Consider the following 19,031-nt stretch of genomic DNA (forward strand, 5'->3'; position numbering starts at 1 on the left):
AGCGCGGCTCCCGGTAAAAGAACGAACTCCCTGTATAAGACGGATAACCAGTGGTTACCGGACAGATAGAGTATTTACATGCTGCGGACTGCGGCTTATCGTCCGCGCCCGCGTCAGTGGTGAACGCGGGCGCGGCGGTCTTAGTTATATCCTCAGTCCGGGCGGCGCAGCCTGTCCGGCTGTCAGCCGCCGCAGAGGTTATTCAAAGGCTTTGTCGTTCGGTGCTTTGAACAGGCCTTTCATTTCACCGGACAATTCAAAGTTCAGGTTGAGGTTCTTAGGCGGAATCGGCTGTTTGAACCAGCGGTTATAGGATTCTTCAGCGTCACCGGAGGTTTGGGCATCAGAGACAGTTTTATCGATCAGGGCTTTAAACTGCGGATCATCTTTGCGCAGCATACAACCGTAGGCTTCTTCGGACTGCGGTGTGCCGACGATCACCCAGTTATCCGGTTTTTTCGCTTTGGCGCGTTCACCGGCCAGCAGGGCATCATCCATCATAAAGGCGACAGCACGGCCGGACTCCAGAGTACGGAAGGCATCCCCGTGATCTTTGGCGCTGATAATGCGCATCTTCATCTGCTTCTCATCATTGAGTTTGTTGAGCAGCATTTCAGAGGTGGTACCGGAAGTGACCACCACGTTTTTCCCGGCGAGATCGGCAAAGTCTTTAACGCCGGAATCTTTACCGGTCAGCAGACGGGTACCGACCACAAAAATAGTGTTGGAGAAGGCCGCCTGCTGCTGGCGGGCCAGGTTATTGGTGGTGGAGCCGCACTCAAAATCGAATGTGCCGTTCTGTAACAGCGGGATACGGTTCTGAGAGGTCACCGGGATCAGTTTGACCTGCAAGTCCGGCTTATTCAGCGTCTTTTTCACGGCATCAACAATATGGTTGGAGTAATCCTGGGAATACCCGACCACGTTTTGCTGGTTATCATAATAAGAGAAAGGGACGGAGGACTCGCGGTGACCGACGATAATCACGCCGTTATCATTGATTTTTTTCAGTGTACCGGTCAGCTCTTCAGCAGAAACTGCCGCACTGGCAAGCGCGGCTCCGGTGACCAGTACAGACAAAACTAACTTGCGCATAAACAACTCCTTTTCGGGAACGGTATAAGGACGTGTGTTGCTCTTGTGTTTGTATTGTTAAAAATAGAACACTATTGTTAATAAATGGAAGTTAATTTGTTTTAAATCGGGAGGTCCCTCTCACTCTGTCCGATAAAGATGTGCAAGTTACACGTGAAACGCGCATTCACATTAAATCAGGGTATTTTGGTGTGATGTAGTTTTATGTGCTGGTTTTTATTGTTTTATTAACCTGTTAATAGTGTTTTTTACTGTCAGGTGAGAGGCTTTTACGGCAGCGAAATGCCGTCGTGCCATAATCTGCGGTTGTAACAATCCGGCTGTACCGTGTTAACATTCTATTCCGGCTGACTGTGTAAAGTTATGGTTATCCGGTTGTCTGAAATCGCAGGCTGTGTAAGATAGGCGGTAACTATCGGGGAGCGGGCTATGCTGAAGCAACGCAGGCAGGGTTATCTGCTGCTGTTTTTCACATTCTTCTTTATCATGTTGTGTCTGACACAACGGATGTCTGGTGCACCGCGCATCAGTCTGAGCACGTCTGCTGATCTTATCACCCCGGCGTCGTTCAGTGATACGGAAACCGGGAGTACTCAGCCCGGCAGCACCTGTGATATCAGCGCCAAATCGCTGAGTACGGTGCCGCAGTTTCCGGCCGAACCTCTCTTTTTCGCTCTTCTTTTCTTCGTCATGACAGCGGTTATTGTCCCTGTTCGTTACCGTTCGCGTTCATGGCGTCAGCATATCCCGCCGATGCGGCTGCGCAGGCATCTCCATTTTTGTGTCATGAGGGATTAGCAACCGGCAATCTTTATATTGTCGGGTTTTTTGCTTAATTCGGAGATGAAAAATATTATGCGTTTTGTATTAACAGCGTTTGTGCTGTTTTTGTCCGCGCTGACTTCTGTGCATGCAGCTGATACCGGCTGGACTGAGATGCCGCACAATGATCATGCCCGTGTCAGAGTCACATCAGATCAATGGCAGGACGGAAAGTTACGTCTGTTGCTGGCTGTTGAATTACAACCGGGCTGGAAAACCTACTGGCAGTCACCGGGGGAAGGGGGCGTTGCGCCTGAACTGACATGGCAGGAAAAAACGGCTGCCACACAGTGGTTCTGGCCCGCACCTCAGCGTTTTGATGTTGCAGGGCTTTCCACCCAGGGTTACGGCGGCAGTGTGGTATTTCCGCTGGAAGTCACTGCGGATCAGGCACTGCCGTTACTCAGCGGAACGCTGACCTTATCCACATGCAGTAATGTCTGTATCCTGACCGATTATCCGGTCTCACTGGACACCTCAGAACCGGCACCGGACGATTTTGACCGGCAGTATGCGATGGCTATGCAGCAGGTTCCGCAGACCGGTGGTGATATCACCATCGGCAGCAGCCGTGTGAACGGCGGAACACTGACAATGGCGCTGCACCGCCCGGGAGGCTGGCAGCAGCCGCAGTTGTTCTTTAATGCGGATAAGGAAACCATTTTTGCCGCCCCGTCATTCACCCTTTCCGGCGATAACCTTACGGCTACCGTTAAAGTAACGGATGACTGGGGGGAAGTGCCGTCCGATCTGAACGGAAAACCGCTGTCGGTAGTGGTGACAGACGGCCCGGCGGCACAGGCACTGACAACGGTGATCGGCAGCGGTCCGGATATCGCCGCGACATCCGGCAGTGATACATCCTTTATTATGCTGTTGCTGTTTGCCCTGCTCGGCGGGCTTATCCTCAATGTTATGCCGTGTGTTCTGCCGGTACTGGCCATGAAACTCGGCGCTGTGCTGTATGTGGAAAACCGCGAACGGCGGATGATCCGCACACAGTTTCTGGTTTCCTCCTCCGGTATTATGGTCTCTTTCTGGATACTCGCGACACTGGTGTCGGTACTGCGTCTGACGCAAAGTGCTGTCGGCTGGGGAATTCAGTTCCAGAATCCGTGGTTCCTCGGCTTTATGGTGGTGGTGACATTACTGTTCAGCGCCAATTTGTTTGGTGTCTTTTCCATCCGCCTGAGCAGTAACACAACCACAAAACTGGCGACTGCGGGCGGTAAAGGAATGCGCGGCCACTTTATGGAAGGTATGTTCGCCACGCTGCTGGCGACGCCCTGTACCGCACCGTTTCTCGGCACGGCGGTCGCATTTGCCCTGGTGGCGCCGTATTCTCAGTTGTGGATGATCTTTACCGCACTGGGGATCGGAATGAGCCTGCCGTGGCTGCTGATTGCCGCGTTTCCGGGGATCGCAAAAGCACTGCCGAAGCCCGGCCGCTGGATGAACGGCCTGCGTCTGGTACTGGGTGCCATGATGTTTATTACGGCACTGTGGCTGATTAGTCTGCTTATCCCGCACACCGGGCCGGAAACGGCTGCGGTGATGGTGGGGGTTGTGCTGCTGGTGCTTGCCCTGCTGGCTTTCCGCCGCGCCGGCATTAAGCGGGGCGCTGCGGCACTGGTGGCGCTGCTGATAGCGGGTGGTGTCTGGGCCGGTATCAATATGACGGATGACCGGCAGCAGAGCCTGGTCCGTGATCAGGTGGAGTGGCAGCCATTGACGGAAGAGGCGGTGACCACCGCACTTTCGCAGGGGAAACGGGTCTTTGTGGACGTGACCGCCGAATGGTGTGTGACCTGCAAAGCAAACAAATACAATGTATTATTACGCGATGATGTTCAGGATGCCCTCCGTGAACCGGATGTTGTCGCACTGCGCGGGGACTGGACAAAACCGTCGCCGGATATTAATGCGTTTTTACAAAAGCGCGGGCATCTGGCGGTACCGTTTAACCAGATTTACGGCCCTGCTTTACCTGAAGGTGAAATATTGTCACCATTACTGGATAAAGAAACTCTCTTACATCTGTTAAATCAGTCACAAGGAATTGAACCATGAAAAAAACACTCGCGGCTTTAATGATTGCTCCGCTTATCTTTACAGCCACAGCTCATGCGGCCGCTCTCACCGCTGACCAGGAAGCGCAGGTGCGCGTATTGGTTCGTGACACGCTGGTTAAAAATCCGGAAATTCTGGAAGAGGCGATTATGGCGCTTCAGCAGAAACAGACCGAAAAACAGAGCGCACAGATGAAAGATGCCGTGAAAGCCAATGCTGACGCGCTGTTCAATGATAAATATACACCGCGTATCGGCTCAAAATCGCCGAAACTGACCATTGTGTCTTTCACCGATTATAACTGTCCGTACTGCAAACGTTTTGATCCGCAGCTGGAAGCAGTGGTGAAAAAATATCCTGACGTGGCGGTTGTCTTCAAACTGCTGCCGTTCAAAGGGGAAAGCTCCCTGAACGCCAGCCGCGCGGCACTCTCTGTATGGGAAACCAAGCCGGAAGCCTTTGCACCACTGCACAGCCGTCTGATGCAGAAGAAAACCGCACTGACTCAGGATGATATCAACAGCGCGCTGAAAACCGCGAAAGCGGATGATGTGAAAGTCACTGACAACAGTATGAATACCATGCGTATGAATATGATGCTGGCAGAGCAATTAGGTGTTCAGGGAACCCCTGCGACGCTGATTGGTGATGTGATGCTGCCGGGTGCCGTGGATGATGCACAGCTGGAATCTGTCATTAAGGAACAGCTGGCTAAGGTTAAATAATGCGGTTACTGCGCAGATGGGGAAAGGAATTTCTCCTGCTGCTGGTGATTTTATTTATTGCGTCACAGGCGATGGACTACTGGCGCAAACCGGAGGCACCGGATTTAAACACGGTGCCTTCACTGACACTGACTGACGGCACACCGGTGTCCATTGCGCAGATGAGTGCGGAAAAACCGTTACTGGTCTACTTCTGGGCATCCTGGTGCGGGATCTGCAAACTGACCTCGCCATCAGTCAGCGATCTGTCTGAGTCCGGCTACAATGTGGTGACGGTTGCTATCCGCTCCGGTGACGATGACCGGCTGGCGAAAGGGATGGCGGCAAAAGGTTACCATTTTCCGGTGATTAACGACCCGGATGGGCGTATCTCACAGCTCTGGGGTGTGAATGTCACGCCAACCTTTGTGATTTATCACAAAGGGGAGATAGTCAGCTACACCAGTGGCTGGACCAGCCAGTTGGGTATGATGGCCCGGTTGTGGCTGGCGAAATAATCCGTCTGAAATGAAAAATCCCGCCGGTGAGTAATCACGGCGGGATTTTTTTTATCTGCGTAAGTGCTTCGTATCAGCGAAAATGCAAACCGCGCTCGGTGGTCTTTCTGCGTTTTATCAGTGCCAGACAGAGGAAGATAACGGTGGCACCCCAGACCGGCCATGTTCCCATGCGGTAATACGGTGTAAAACCGGATGCAGAGGTAATGGTGGCACTCAGAGTGGCCTGTGTGAATTGCGGTAACTGAGCGGTGACTGAACCGTCCGGCGCAATAATCGCGGTGATGCCGTTATTGGTGGCACGCAGCAGCGGGCGTCCCAGCTCCAGTGCACGCATCCGCGCCATCTGGAAATGCTGCCACGGGCCGATGGAACGGCCGAACCAGGCATCATTGGAGGCGGTCAGCAGTACGCCGGTTTTATCGGTCATATTGCGGCGTACCTGCTCACCCAGGATCACTTCATAGCAGATCTCGGCGGTCAGCGTCATTTTTCCGGCGGTCAGCGGTGGCTGGACATAATCCCCGCGGCTGAAAGCGGACATCGGCAGATTAAAGAACGGCGCCAGCGGGCGCAGCAAATCTGCCAGCGGGACAAATTCCCCGAACGGCACTAAGTGATGTTTGTAATAGCGGTTTTTGTCCCGGCTGTCGTATTCGCTCTTATTACCCAGCACAATCAGTGTGTTGTAAACATCATATTCTTTGCCGTCTGCTTTAGGAACGGCATCCACCACACCGGTAATAAGCTGTGCACCGCTGAGTGTCAGCAGGCCGTTGAGCTGATCCAGGAACGCGGACTGACTGGCGGCAAAATCAGGAATGGCAGATTCAGGCCAGATAATCAGCGTGTCAGGGCGGAAGTAAGGACGGCTCTCCTGAAGATAGATACCCAGCGTTTTATCCAGCATGCCCGGTTCCCATTTCAGGGACTGCGCGATATTTCCCTGCACCAGTGCGACCTGAGTCGGGTCGTTATTCATCTGATACCATTGGTAGTTACGTGCAAGCCACGGCGCAAACAACAGCACCAGTGCGGGAACCAGCGGCCAGGCTCGGCGTCGTGAGAGCGTCAGGGCAATCAGGCCGCTTATCACCATCAGCAGGAAAGTGATGGCATTGACGCCCAGGAGCGGTGCGAGTGCACGCATCGGGCCGTCAATCTGAGTGTAGCCGAACTCCAGCCACGGGAAGCCGGTCAGCACCCAGCCGCGTAAGAATTCAGTGAGCTGCCAGAGGGCCGGGGCGGCAATCACCAGACGCCAGACGGTGGCATGCGGAAAGCATTTGGCCAGCAGACCGGCAAACAGCATCGGATAGAGCGCCAGATAGGCAGCCAGCAATACGACAAGAAACAGGTTGGCAACTTCCGGCATACCGCCGAAATCCGCGATACTGACATATACCCAGTTTACGCCGCTGCCGAATAACCCCAGCCCCCAGGCGAAACCGATAGCACATGCCTGTTTGCCGGTCCGGTTCAGTGTCAGCAGCAGCAGCGCTGTGAGCGCGGGCAGCGCGAAAAACCAGAGATCAAAAGGCGAAAAGGCCAGCGTTCCGCCGGCCCCGAAAATCAGTGCCAGCAGCAGACGCGGCCACTGGCGTAAACCCTGAGGTGATTTCATCATGTCAGATTATCTTCATCCAAAGACGGGATAGGAGCATCGTCCGGAATCTTAACATGTAACTGGATAATTTTACGACTGTCCGCCATCGCAACTTTGAACTGATAGTTGTCAATCTCAATGGTTTCACCCCGGGTCGGCAGATGGCCGAAGGCCTGCATCACCAGCCCGCCGACAGTATCCACCTCTTCATCGCTGAAGCGGGTGCCGAATGCGTCGTTAAAATCTTCTATCTGGGTGAGGGCGCGGACAGAATAGGAGTGCAGACTGAGCTGACGGATATCCACGTCATCCTCATCATCATATTCATCCTCAATTTCACCGACGATTAATTCCAGAATGTCTTCGATAGTGACAAGTCCGGATACGCCGCCGAATTCATCGATCACAATCGCCATGTGGTAGCGTTGGGAGCGGAACTCTTTAAGCAGACGGTCAACACGCTTACTTTCCGGCACAACAACCGCCTGGCGCAGGACTTTATCAATACTGAACTCTTCGGAATCACTGCGCATAAACGGCAGTAAATCTTTTGCCATCAGCAGGCCTTCAATGTGATCTTTATCTTCGCTGATCACCGGAAAGCGGGAGTGGGCAGAGTCAATAATGACATCCAGGCACTCGTCGAGTGTCTGATTGCGCTTGAGTGTCACAATTTGTGACCGCGGGATCATGATGTCACGGACACGCTGATCGGAAATATCCATCACCCCTTCGAGCATGTCGCGGGTGTCAGGATCGATCAGTGCATTTTGTTCGGAATCACGGATGACCTCAACGAGGTCTTCACGGCTTTTTGGCTCGCCGTGGAACAGTTGCTGGCGCAGCAGAGAAAAGAAACCCTTTTTCTGGTTCGGTGTATCACTACCCGATGGATGGTCGTCGCTCATGGCGGTTTTTTTACATTCCCCGATTTAATGAAAGATGCCGTATTATGTAGCATAAAAACGGCATCGCTGACTACGCTTTTTCTGTGATATACGGATCAGAATAGCCTAATTTTTTTAAGATTTCCGTTTCCAGACCTTCCATTTCTTCCGCTTCATCGTCTTCGATGTGGTCATAACCCAGCAAATGCAGGCATCCGTGGACAACCATGTGTGCCCAGTGCTCCTCTTCGGTTTTTTCCTGTTCGGCAGCTTCGCGTTCCACCACCTGGCGGCAGATAATCAGATCACCCAGCAGCGGCAGTTCAATTTCCGGCGGTGCTTCGAACGGGAAGGAGAGCACGTTGGTCGGTTTGTCCATGCCGCGGTAAGTCAGATTCAGCTCATGGCTTTCTGCTTCATCCACCAGGCGGATAGTCACTTCACTCTCTTCCTGAAACATCGGCAGCACGCCGTCAATCCAGCGCTGAAACTGTGCCTCAGAAGGCAGATTGTCTGTGTTTTCACAGACGATTTGTAAATCAAGAACCGGATTACTCATGGGATTGTTCCTGCTGCGCCTGCGCACGTTCGGCATCACGCTGCTGCTTCAGCATTTGTTTGCGTTTCTGTTCTGCGGCTTCCCACGCTTCATAGGCAATCACCACTTTTGCCACGATCGGGTGCCGTACCACATCTTCACTGTGGAAGAAGTTAAAGCTCAGTTCCGGTACATCCGCCAGCACTTCAATGGCGTGACGCAGACCGGATTTGTTGCCGTTCGGCAGGTCAATCTGGGTGATATCCCCGGTGATGACCGCTTTGGAGTTGAAACCGATACGGGTCAGAAACATTTTCATCTGTTCGATGGTGGTGTTCTGGCTTTCATCGAGAATGATAAAGGCGTCGTTCAGTGTCCGGCCGCGCATATAGGCCAGCGGTGCGACTTCAATCACGTTGCGCTCAATCAGCTTTTCCACTTTCTCAAAGCCGAGCATTTCAAACAGCGCGTCATACAGCGGACGCAGATACGGATCGACTTTCTGGCTGAGATCGCCGGGCAGGAATCCGAGCTTCTCACCGGCCTCAACGGCAGGGCGGGTCAGCAGAATGCGGCGGATTTCCTGACGCTCCAGGGCATCAACAGCGGCAGCCACGGCCAGATAGGTCTTCCCGGTCCCGGCAGGGCCGATACCAAAGGTGATATCGTGATCGAGAATGTGAGCGATATACTGCGCCTGGTTTGGCGTACGCGGTTTAACCACACCACGTTTGGTTTTGATATTGACGGACTTGCCGTAATCCGGCACATGATCGTCGCTCTGTTCCAGAACACGGCTCTCTGCCACAGCGAGGTGAACCTGCTCGGGGTCAATATCGCGGATCACACCGCGTACCGGGGCGGTTTCCACATAGAGTTGGCGCAGGATCGCCGCGGCGGCTTTGACACAGTGCGGTTTGCCGGTCAGTCGGAAGCGGTTGTCGCGGCGGCTGATTTCGGTGCCGAGGCGGCGCTCGAGCAGTTTGATGTTATCGTCGAAGGGACCGCAGAGGCTTTGCAGACGCTGATTTTCGGCGGGTTCGAGGAAAATTTCCTGTGTTGCTACCTGTGAAGGTGATGTATAGGTTTCTGTCACTGAATCTCTCTGTGTATGCTCACGCGCAGAGAGATCTGCGCGTGACGGGTTTTAGTTAGTGTACGGTTGGCTGGTAGATGCCGACACCCAGTTCGTCTTCTTTACGGGTGCGGGCAATGACGGATTCCGGGGTTTCGTGAACACGCAGGTTCATCCGATCTTCTGTCCGGATCACGCTGCCGCGCAGTGAGTTGGTATAGACATCGGTAATTTCGACATCCACAAACTTGCCGATCATGTCCGGGGTGCCCTCAAAGTTCACCACGCGGTTATTTTCGGTGCGTCCGGATAACTCCATAACGTCTTTGCGGGACGGGCCCTCTACCAGAATGCGCTGAGTGGTGCCGAGCATCTGACGGCTGTAGCTCATCGCCTGCTGGTTAATCCGCTGCTGTAACAGGTACAGACGCTGTTTTTTCTCGTCTTCGGTCACGTCATCCGGCAGGTCAGCCGCAGGGGTTCCCGGACGCGGGGAGTAGATAAAACTGAAGCTCATATCGAAATTCACATCGGCAATCAGCTGCATGGTTTTTTCGAAGTCGTCATTGGTTTCTCCCGGGAAGCCGACGATAAAGTCAGAGCTTATCAGGATATCCGGACGTGCTTTGCGCAGTTTGCGGATAATGGATTTGTATTCCAGCGCGGTATGAGCACGCTTCATCTGGGTCAGAATGCGGTCAGAGCCGCTCTGTACCGGCAGATGCAGGAAACTGACCAGTTCCGGGGTATCTTCATAAACAGCGATAATATCATCGGTGAATTCAATCGGATGGCTGGTGGTAAAGCGGATGCGGTCGATACCGTCAATCGCGGCCACCAGACGGATCAGTTCGGCAAAACTGCAGATGCTGCCGTCAAACGCCGGGCCGCGGTAAGCATTCACGTTCTGACCGAGCAGGTTCACTTCACGCACGCCCTGTGCGGCTAACTGAGCGATTTCAAACAGGACATCATCACACGGACGGCTGACTTCCTCACCACGGGTATACGGCACCACGCAGAAGGTGCAGTATTTATTGCAGCCTTCCATGATGGAGACAAAGGCGGACGGGCCTTCTGCACGCGGTTCCGGCAGGCGGTCAAATTTCTCGATTTCCGGGAAGCTGATGTCCACAATCGGGCTGCGGTCGCCCCGGAGTTTGTTAATCATCTCCGGCAGGCGGTGCAGTGTCTGCGGGCCGAAGACAATGTCCACGGCTGGTGCGCGGCGGCGGATAAAATCCCCTTCCTGGGAGGCCACACAGCCCCCGACACCGATAATAATGTCCGGATTCACATCCTTGAGGTTTTTCCAGCGGCCGAGCTGGTGAAAGACTTTTTCCTGCGCTTTTTCACGGATAGAACAGGTATTAAGCAGGAGAATATCGGCTTCATCGGCATTGTCTGTTAAAGTGTAGCCGTGGGTGCTTTCCAGCAGGTCAGCCATTTTGGATGAATCGTACTCATTCATCTGACAGCCCCAGGTTTTTATGTACAGTTTTTTACTCGTCGACATTTTCTCAATCCGCTGTTTTCAGTGAAACAATACCCGCAACACGGAAAAGCATTGTGTGTATTCAATCAGTTTTTGATGTAACCAATGGTCGATATTGTAGTCATTTGACACACCAGTGACCAGACCCGGCAGCACGGATCTTCACCTTTCCCGGTGAATTTACGGCAATTGAACAAAAAATCAACGTATTAGAATAGGTATGTCATGGATAACCCGTTAACACATTCTGAAGTCACCGTTATCGGCGGGGGAATGATTGGTGCAGCCACCGCCCTGGGACTGGCTCAGGCCGGTTTCCGCGTCACGGTGGCCGAATTACAGGCACCGGCACCGTTCGATGCTCAGAGCCGCCCTGATGTGCGGATTTCCGCTGTCAGCCGCGCCTCTGTTGAGTTACTGGATAGCCTCGGTGTGTGGGAGCGTGTCCGTGAAATGCGCTGTGTGCCGTACCGCACACTGGAAACCTATGAGGAACCGGGCTCGGAAGTGACCTTTACCGCAGACAGCCTCGGGTTACCTGAGCTGGGGTATATGGTGGAAAATCCGGTACTGCAACGGGCATTATGGGAAAAAATCACGGCTCATGAGCTGATCACCTGTCTGTGTCCGGCACGGTTGCAGACTATGACAAAAGGTGACGGGGAGTGGTTACTGTCGTTTGATAACGGTGATGTGATAAAAACCCGGCTGGTGATCGGCGCGGATGGTGCGAAATCACAGGTCAGAACCCTGGCCGGTACCGGCAGCCGCGGCTGGCAGTATCGCCAGTCCTGTATGCTGATCACCGTGGATACCGGACGTGAACAGCAGGATATCACCTGGCAGCAGTTTTTCCCGTCCGGCCCGCGTGCGTTTCTGCCGTTGTTTGATTCGTATGCTTCGCTGGTCTGGTATGACTCACCGGCGCGGATACGCCAGCTCAGTAAACTGCCGATGCCGCAACTGCAGGCAGAAATCCGCGCATCATTCCCTGAACGCCTCGGCGATGTCACGCCACTTGCCTGCGGCTCTTTCCCGCTGGTGCGGCACCATGCCGCACACTATGTGCAGGACGGGCTGGCACTGATCGGCGATGCGGCGCATACCATCAATCCGCTGGCCGGGCAGGGGGTAAACCTCGGTTACCGCGATGCGGATACATTACTGAATACCCTGATTGCAGCGCGTGAGTGCTGTGAGGACTGGGGCAGCGAATCCGTTCTTAAACGGTATGAGCGCCGCCGCCGTCCGGATAACCTGCTGATGCAGGCCGGGATGGATGCCTTTTATCTGACCTTCAGTAATACCCTGCCGGTGTTACAGCCGCTGCGTAATCTGGCGCTGACAGTGGCACAACGTGCAACACCGCTGAAAAAGCTGGCGCTGAAATATGCACTGGGAGTTTGATTGCTGATTCAGGCAGGGCGGGAGATTCTCTTCGGCTCCCGGGGATGGCGGACAGCAGGCAAAAACGAAAAGCCGCTGTAAACACGTCCGTGTGCGCTCAGGCGCGTCATCCCTGACGCGCATGCTTTTCGTTGTTTTTGCCCGCTGTCGCGCGTTGTACATTGAGTACAAATGAAATCTTTATCCGGATTCAGAAAAGCAAAAAGCCCGTCAGAGACGGGCTTTCAGAATTTGGCTGGGGTACCAGGATTCGAACCTGGGAATGCTGGAATCAGAATCCAGTGCCTTACCGCTTGGCGATACCCCAAAATATACTTATTGCAAAAAAATGGTGGCTACGACGGGATTCGAACCTGTGACCCCAACATTATGAGTGTTGTGCTCTAACCAACTGAGCTACGTAGCCATCTTTTACTGCTTTAACAAAGCCGTTTTTCAGAATATGGCTGGGGTACCAGGATTCGAACCTGGGCATGCCAGGATCAAAACCTGGTGCCTTACCGCTTGGCGATACCCCACCTGAAAAACGAGGCTTATCATACTTCATTTTTCCACTGAGTGGAAGATGGCTGGGGTACCAGGATTCGAACCTGGGAATGCCAGGATCAAAACCTGGTGCCTTACCGCTTGGCGATACCCCATCCGGAAATACAATAAGCAACAACGAATGTCACGAGAAATGGTGCGGGAGGCGAGACTTGAACTCGCACACCTTGCGGCGCCAGAACCTAAATCTGGTGCGTCTACCAATTTCGCCACTCCCGCAAAAAAGATGGTGGCTACGACGGGATTCGAACCTGTGACCCCAACATTATGAGTGTTGTGCTCTAACCAACTGAGCTACGTAGCCATCTTTTTTTTGCGTGACCTTCATCGGCGTTGCGGGGCGCATTATGCGGATTACAGCCAAAAGCGTCAACTGCTTTTTGCAGATATTTTGATGAAATCCGTTTGTTTGCCTGCATAATAATCACTTTGAAGATAAACAGAACAAAAAACAGGATAAAATCACAGAGTTGATGCATTTATCAGGCAGCAGATTATTCTTCCGCATCCGGTTTGTTTTCGAGAACATGCAGCAGCAATTCACCGTACAGCATGGCCCGTTTTATCAGGGCAAATGCACCGATAGCGGAGTTTGGCGGCAGCTGTGAAATCACGACCGGCAGATCCTCGCGGAAATTTTTCAGTGACTGCGTATTTATGCAGCTTTGCAGTGCGGGCAGCAGGACATTTTCAGCAGCGGTTATCTCACCGGCAATCACGACTTTTTGCGGGTTAAACAGGTTTATTGTGATAGCAATGGCTTTTCCGAGAGAATTGCCGACCTGTTTTATCACTTCAGCCGCAAGAGCATCGCCCCGGTTAGCTGCCCGGCAGATAGCACGAATGGAGCAGTTATCCGGTGTTAATTCGCTTTCAAACCCTTGTTCCAGCTGATGTTTTACCCGTGTTTCAATAGCGGCATCCGATGCGACGGTTTCCAGACAACCGAAGTTTCCGCAATGACAGCGCCCGCCGAGCGGATCAATCTGAATATGGCCTATTTCACCGAGATTACCGCGCCGGTTAAGCAGGATCTGATTGTTGATAATGATCCCCGCCCCGGCTCCGCGGTGAATACGTACCAGCAGAGAATCCGCGCAGTCGCGGGTGGCACCGAAATAGTGTTCAGCCAGCGCGAGGCTGCGGATATCATGCCCGGCGTAGCAGGGCAGGTTAAAATGCTGATGGAGATTTTCGGTCAGCGGCCAGTCACTGACGGTAATATGCGGCATATAGCGGACAATGCCGAGATCAGGGTCGACCAGCCCCGGTAAAATCACCGCAATGGCGATCAGCTCACGGATACGGCGCTGTTGTGCCTGCCTGAAATTATCGATCAGTGCGATAAGTTTAGCTTCCGCATCCGCCTGAGAGGTGGCTTCCAGGGGACTGGTTTCCTCTGCAATGGCACGTCCGCTGAGATCAAACAGTGCGATGGTGGCGTCATGGCGGCCGAGACGCACGCCGATGGTCTGGAAAGCGCGGTGCTCGGAAATAATGGAGATAGCGCGGCGTCCGCCGGTGGATGCCTGCTGATCCACCTCTTTTATCAGGCCGCGCTCAAGAAGCTGACGGGTAATTTTGGTGACGCTGGCGGGGGCCAGCTGGCTTTGTTCGGCAATCTGAATGCGTGAAATCGGGCCGGAACGATCTATCAGGCGGTAAACTACCGCCCCGTTCAGCTGTTTGACTAAATCAATATTACCTATCTGCGGAATTCCGTTACCCATCGGCATCTTTTACTCATGATAAATGAACCACATTCCCGTTAACGATTGTCATACAGACAGAAAAATCAGCGGTGAAGGCGGTCAGGTTGGCAATACTGCCGGATTTAATACTTCCCAGTCTGTCCTGAACACCAATTGCCCGTGCCGGATAGAGTGTGGCCATGCGCAGGGTTTCATCCAGCGGGATACCGACATGCTGAACACAGTTTGCCACTGCGCGGATCATGGTGAGCGAAGAACCACTCAGAGTGCCGTTTTCGTCCACACATAAACCATCACGATAATATATCGTTTTGCCGGCAAAGATAAAATGATCCAGCTCGCTGGTTTGCGGATCAAGTCCTGCCGGTGCGGTGGCATCGGTGACCAGAATCAGCTTGTCGCGCTTGAGGGCTTTACTGTTGCGGATATTCGGCCAGGAGACATGCAGGCCGTCAGCAATAATCCCGGCATATATTTCAGAGGTATCATAAATCGCACCGATCAGTCCGGGCTGGCGGCCGGAAATATACGGCATCGCATTAAACAGGTGAGTGGAGAGGGTAATTCCGTTTTCAAATCCGGCACGGGACTCTTCATAGCTCGCATTGGAGTGGCCGGATGAAACCACAATGCCGGCATCCGTCAGTTTGCGGATAACAGCGGGCTCCACCATTTCCGGTGCCAGGGTGAGTTTGGTTATCACATCTGCGTTGTCACACAGGAAATCGATCATCGCGGCATCCGGTTTGCGGATATAAGCCGGGTTGTGCGTGCCTTTTTTCACCGGGTTGATATACGGCCCTTCAAGATGCAGCCCCAGCGCCTGGTTTTTATGTGTTTTCAGATAGTCGCGCATGGTGCTGACACTCAGTTTCATCAGCGAGTCGGGGCTGGTGATCAGTGTCGGCAGGAAGCTGGTGCAGCCGGTACGCTCATTGGCTTTCTGCATAATGTCCAGAGTGCGGACAGTGATATCGTCCTCATTGTCATTAAACTGTACGCCGCCGCAGCCGTTGACCTGCAAATCAATAAATCCCGGGGAGAGGATGGCACCGCCCAGATCACGGGTATCAATTCCGTCCGGTAACTCACTGACCGGACACACGCTGCGGATTAATTCGCCGTCAATAATGACCGCGTGGTTTTCCAGACGATCGTGACCGGTATAAATAATGGCATTGGTTAATGCGTACATAACGCCTCCTGGGGGAGAGAATACTTATTTAAAGATAAGACAACACAACAAAAACCGCCCGGATAAAGGGCGGTCAGCATCGGTTATTCAGCAGAAAATTGTTCGATAATGTCAGATTCAAGGTGACAAAAATACTTCAGGGTTTTCACTTTCAGCTCAAGTGTGGCCGGTTCATCACACACTACAATGGCTTTCGGATGGATCTGCACACAGGTAATCGTCCACATATGGTTCACTGAGCCTTCAACCGCCTGCTGTACCGCCATTGCCTTGTTATGGCCGGTGGCGAGGATCAGCAGCTCTTTGGCATCCATCAGGGTACCGACACCCACAGTGAGTGCATACTTAGGCACTTTATTAATGTCATTATCAAAGAAACGGGAGTTGGCGATACGGGTTTCCGGTGTCAGTGTTTTGACACGGGTGCGAGAGGTCAGTGATGAGCCCGGTTCGTTGAACGCGATATGACCGTCATTACCGACGCCGCCCATAAACAGCTGTACGCCGCCGTACGCTTTTATTTTCGCTTCATAGCGTTCACATTCCGCATCGGTATCCGGGGCATTGCCATTCAGCAGATTGATATTTTCTGCAGGGATATCAATGTGGTTAAAAAAGTTTTCATGCATAAATGAGTGATAGCTCTGAGGATGTGATTCCGGCAGGCCGATGTACTCATCCATATTAAAGGTTACCACATGACGGAAGCTGACTTTTCCGGCCTGATGCAGGGCAATCAGCGCCTTGTAGGTCGCCAGAGGGGTGCCGCCGGTCGGCAGTCCCAGAACAAACGGGCGCTCTGCCGAAGGGCGGAACGCATTGATTTTGTCAGCGATGTACTGTGCGGACCACTGACCGACATCCTGCGCTTTCGCAAGAGGGATTAAACGCATATCGATTCTACCTCATTAAGTTATACCGGATTATCGGCCCGGTACCTGCTGTGCTGTCTCAGGAAGATTATTCCCTTCTCATCTATAACATGAATACCCGGGATTTATTAGTCACGGGGGAGAATACAGCCGCCGGAAAAGATATTTTTTATCTTAAAATAAGTTTTGTGTGACTGCCAGCATTTTAACCAGCCGGTGATGAATATTGGTGACAATAATCACAAATCACAGCTATTTAATTTGCGATGCAAAATAAACTTTTTAGACTGATACGTATAGTTGGCAGTAAAATAAGTGTTACACAATCCGGCGGGTAATCAGGCCGGTTGTTAAATAATCCGGTTGTACACAATAAGGCAGTCAGTCATGACTGTGATAATAATGCAGTAAAACAAAAAGGCCGTTCGTCAGGGCGGCAAGGGGGAGTGAGTGGGTATACTGAACTATCTGCAGCGGATTGGCCGGGCACTGATGGTGCCTGTCGCCACATTACCGGCAGCGGCAATTCTGATGGGGGTCGGCTACTGGATCGACCCGACGGGCTGGGGTGCGGACAACGTGGTTGCCGCGTTCCTGATTAAATCCGGTGCGGCGATCATTGATAACATGTCAATGCTGTTCGCTATCGGTATCGCGTACGGGATGTCAAAAGACAAAGACGGTGCGGCAGCACTGACCGGTTTTGTCAGCTTTATGGTGGTCACCACGCTGTGTTCCACCGCGACAGTCGGTATGATTCAGGGTATCCCGCCGGAAGCGGTTCCGGCGGCATTCAGTAAGATCAACAACCAGTTTATCGGTATTCTGGTCGGTGTTATTTCTGCTGAACTGTATAACCGCTACAGCGGTGTTGAACTGCCGATGGCTCTGTCATTCTTCAGCGGCCGTCGTCTGGTGCCGATCCTGGCATCATTTGTGATGATTCTGGTTGCTGCGGTGCTGATGTATGTCTGGCCGGTCATTTATGATGCACTGGTTTCCTTCGGTAAGAGCATTAAAGACCTGGGCGCATGGGGCGCGGGGATTTACGGCTTCTTTAACCGTCTCCTGATCCCTGTCGGCCTGCACCACGCACTGAACTCAGTATTCTGGTTCAACGTGGCGGATATCAACGATATTCCTAACTTCCTGGCCGGACAGCAATCCATTGATGCAGGTACTGCGGTTGCGGGTATCACAGGCCGTTATCAGGCTGGTTTCTTCCCGATCATGATGTTTGGTATTCCGGGTGCTGCGCTGGCGATTTATCACTGCGCCAAACCGGAAAACAAAGCAAAAGTGGCCGGTATTATGATCGCCGGTGCCTTTGCCGCGTTCTTCACCGGTATCACCGAACCGATTGAATTCTCCTTTATGTTTGTGGCACCGGTGCTGTATGTCATCCATGCTTTCCTGACCGGTATTTCCCTGTTCATCGCCGCAACTATGCAGTGGATCTCCGGTTTCGGCTTCAGTGCGGGGCTGGTGGATATGGCGCTGTCCTCACGCAACCCGCTGGCGACGAACTGGTATATGCTGATTTTACAGGGGCTGGTCTTCTTTGCCCTGTACTATGTGGTGTTCCGCTTTGTTATCACCAAATTCAATCTGTTAACCCCGGGCCGCGAAGCGGCGATGGCAACCAACGATACCGTTGATGGTTACAGCGAGAATGTCAGCAGCAATAAAGATGAGAAAAAATCCATCAGCAGCGAAGCGCGTCAGTATATCGCGGCTGTCGGCGGATCAGATAACCTGACCGGTATTGATGCCTGTATCACCCGTCTGCGTCTGACCGTGAAAGATTCTGCGCAGGTGAATGATGCTTATGCGAAAAACATCGGTGCTTCCGGTGTTATCCGTCTGAACAAAGAGAGTGTGCAGGTAATTGTCGGTACCCGTGCCGAACTGATTGCCAATGCGATGCGTGATGTGCTGAAAGAGGGCCCGGTAGCTCCGGCTCAGGCTGCGGCAGCCGCCCCGGAAGCAGTTAAAGCCAAAGCGCAGAGCGACGGTAACGTGGTACTGACGCTGGTGGCACCATTCGACGGTGAAGTGGTTGATTTATCTGCTGTACCGGATGAAGCATTTGCAAGTCGTGTTGTCGGTGACGGTATCGCTATCAAACCGGAAAGTGACACCGTATATGCGCCGGCAGCAGGTACCGTGGTGAAAATTTTCGATACCAACCATGCGTTCTGTCTGGAAACAGATAATGGTGCGGAAATTATTGTTCACATGGGTATTGATACCGTGAATCTGAACGGTAACGGCTTTACCCGCCTGATTGAAGAGGGTGCACAGGTTGCGGCCGGTGATGCGGTACTGAAACTGGATCTGGCTTATCTGAACGAACACGCCAAATCGATGATAAGCCCGGTAATCATCAGTAATATCGACGATTATGATCGCGTGGAGATTGTTGCCAAAGGTCTGGTTAAGGCAAACGAATCTGAGTTGTATCACGTCATTAAATAAGTGATTGCAGT

At 52.8% G+C, this 19,031-nt stretch carries 15 protein-coding genes and 6 tRNA genes; 6 read left to right on the forward strand and 15 right to left on the reverse strand.

What is annotated here, in order from left to right; genetic code table 11:
• Nucleotides 1-198: 198 nt before the first annotated feature.
• A complete protein-coding gene (locus tag JC793_RS04920; protein WP_166707218.1) occupies nt 199-1,101 on the reverse strand; it encodes a glutamate/aspartate ABC transporter substrate-binding protein in 903 nt (300 codons plus the stop codon).
• Between the two features lie 423 nt (nt 1,102-1,524).
• Here JC793_RS04920 and JC793_RS04925 point away from each other — a divergent pair, with 423 nt between their 5' ends.
• Genes JC793_RS04925 through JC793_RS04940 form a run of 4 tightly spaced genes read left to right on the forward strand, consistent with a single transcriptional unit; the run spans nt 1,525 to nt 5,209 of the window.
• On the forward strand, nt 1,525-1,893 hold the full coding sequence (locus tag JC793_RS04925) for a hypothetical protein (RefSeq protein ID WP_046893682.1): 369 nt from the start codon (nt 1,525-1,527) through the stop codon (nt 1,891-1,893).
• A gap of 57 nt (nt 1,894-1,950) precedes the next feature.
• The gene (locus JC793_RS04930) at nt 1,951-3,987 is read left to right on the forward strand and encodes a protein-disulfide reductase DsbD family protein (protein WP_218427673.1); all 2,037 of its coding nucleotides are present in this window, start codon (nt 1,951-1,953) and stop codon (nt 3,985-3,987) included.
• Nucleotides 3,984-4,712 (forward strand): DsbA family protein, encoded by a 729-nt coding sequence (locus JC793_RS04935; RefSeq protein WP_054424250.1) that lies wholly within the window; start codon nt 3,984-3,986, stop codon nt 4,710-4,712. Before JC793_RS04930 ends, JC793_RS04935 begins: the two co-directional genes overlap by 4 nt.
• Complete coding sequence (locus JC793_RS04940; RefSeq protein ID WP_046893684.1) at nt 4,712-5,209, forward strand: protein disulfide oxidoreductase; 498 nt, start codon at nt 4,712-4,714, stop codon at nt 5,207-5,209. Before JC793_RS04935 ends, JC793_RS04940 begins: the two co-directional genes overlap by 1 nt.
• Nucleotides 5,210-5,282: 73 nt before the next feature.
• Here JC793_RS04940 and lnt read toward each other — a convergent pair whose 3' ends face one another.
• From lnt to miaB, 5 genes are all read right to left on the reverse strand, one after another.
• Nucleotides 5,283-6,836 (reverse strand): apolipoprotein N-acyltransferase, encoded by a 1,554-nt coding sequence (lnt, locus tag JC793_RS04945; protein WP_218427675.1) that lies wholly within the window; start codon nt 6,834-6,836, stop codon nt 5,283-5,285.
• Nucleotides 6,833-7,723 (reverse strand): CNNM family magnesium/cobalt transport protein CorC, encoded by an 891-nt coding sequence (gene corC / locus JC793_RS04950; RefSeq protein WP_004235612.1) that lies wholly within the window; start codon nt 7,721-7,723, stop codon nt 6,833-6,835. The genes lnt and corC overlap by 4 nt, the downstream gene beginning before the upstream one ends.
• Before the next feature lie 70 nt (nt 7,724-7,793).
• Nucleotides 7,794-8,261 (reverse strand): rRNA maturation RNase YbeY, encoded by a 468-nt coding sequence (gene ybeY / locus JC793_RS04955; protein ID WP_025153517.1) that lies wholly within the window; start codon nt 8,259-8,261, stop codon nt 7,794-7,796.
• Nucleotides 8,254-9,336 carry a PhoH family protein gene (locus JC793_RS04960; protein ID WP_166707221.1) on the reverse strand — a complete coding sequence of 361 codons (1,083 nt, stop codon included), beginning with the start codon at nt 9,334-9,336 and terminating at the stop codon, nt 8,254-8,256. Before JC793_RS04960 ends, ybeY begins: the two co-directional genes overlap by 8 nt.
• A 55-nt stretch (nt 9,337-9,391) precedes the next feature.
• Nucleotides 9,392-10,831 (reverse strand): tRNA (N6-isopentenyl adenosine(37)-C2)-methylthiotransferase MiaB, encoded by a 1,440-nt coding sequence (gene miaB, locus JC793_RS04965; protein WP_218427677.1) that lies wholly within the window; start codon nt 10,829-10,831, stop codon nt 9,392-9,394.
• Nucleotides 10,832-11,035: 204 nt separating this feature from the next.
• Between miaB and ubiF the strand changes: the two genes are divergently transcribed.
• The gene (gene ubiF, locus JC793_RS04970) at nt 11,036-12,217 is read left to right on the forward strand and encodes a 3-demethoxyubiquinol 3-hydroxylase (RefSeq protein WP_218427679.1); all 1,182 of its coding nucleotides are present in this window, start codon (nt 11,036-11,038) and stop codon (nt 12,215-12,217) included.
• A 232-nt stretch (nt 12,218-12,449) separates the two neighbouring features.
• On the opposite strand, the gene JC793_RS04975 is transcribed toward ubiF, so the two are convergent.
• The 9 genes from JC793_RS04975 to nagB form a co-directional block, all read right to left on the reverse strand.
• Nucleotides 12,450-12,524 (reverse strand) — tRNA-Gln (locus JC793_RS04975).
• A gap of 22 nt (nt 12,525-12,546) precedes the next feature.
• Nucleotides 12,547-12,623 (reverse strand) — tRNA-Met (locus JC793_RS04980).
• Between the two features lie 37 nt (nt 12,624-12,660).
• Nucleotides 12,661-12,735, reverse strand: a tRNA-Gln gene (locus tag JC793_RS04985).
• A gap of 48 nt (nt 12,736-12,783) precedes the next feature.
• A tRNA-Gln gene (locus tag JC793_RS04990) sits at nt 12,784-12,858 on the reverse strand.
• A 39-nt stretch (nt 12,859-12,897) separates the two neighbouring features.
• Nucleotides 12,898-12,982, reverse strand: a tRNA-Leu gene (locus JC793_RS04995).
• A gap of 8 nt (nt 12,983-12,990) precedes the next feature.
• A tRNA-Met gene (locus tag JC793_RS05000) sits at nt 12,991-13,067 on the reverse strand.
• A 190-nt stretch (nt 13,068-13,257) separates the two neighbouring features.
• Nucleotides 13,258-14,493, reverse strand: a complete 1,236-nt coding sequence (nagC, locus tag JC793_RS05005) for a DNA-binding transcriptional regulator NagC (protein WP_166708926.1) — start codon at nt 14,491-14,493, stop codon at nt 13,258-13,260.
• Nucleotides 14,494-14,506: 13 nt separating this feature from the next.
• Complete coding sequence (nagA, locus tag JC793_RS05010) at nt 14,507-15,670, reverse strand: N-acetylglucosamine-6-phosphate deacetylase (protein ID WP_046893691.1); 1,164 nt, start codon at nt 15,668-15,670, stop codon at nt 14,507-14,509.
• A gap of 83 nt (nt 15,671-15,753) precedes the next feature.
• Complete coding sequence (nagB, locus tag JC793_RS05015; protein WP_046893692.1) at nt 15,754-16,563, reverse strand: glucosamine-6-phosphate deaminase; 810 nt, start codon at nt 16,561-16,563, stop codon at nt 15,754-15,756.
• 429 nt (nt 16,564-16,992) lie between these two features.
• Between nagB and nagE the strand changes: the two genes are divergently transcribed.
• Complete coding sequence (gene nagE / locus JC793_RS05020; protein ID WP_218427681.1) at nt 16,993-19,020, forward strand: N-acetylglucosamine-specific PTS transporter subunit IIBC; 2,028 nt, start codon at nt 16,993-16,995, stop codon at nt 19,018-19,020.
• Nucleotides 19,021-19,031: the final 11 nt, after the last annotated feature.

The organism is Morganella morganii, assembly GCF_019242955.1.
Classification (GTDB): Bacteria; Pseudomonadota; Gammaproteobacteria; order Enterobacterales; family Enterobacteriaceae; genus Morganella; species Morganella sibonii.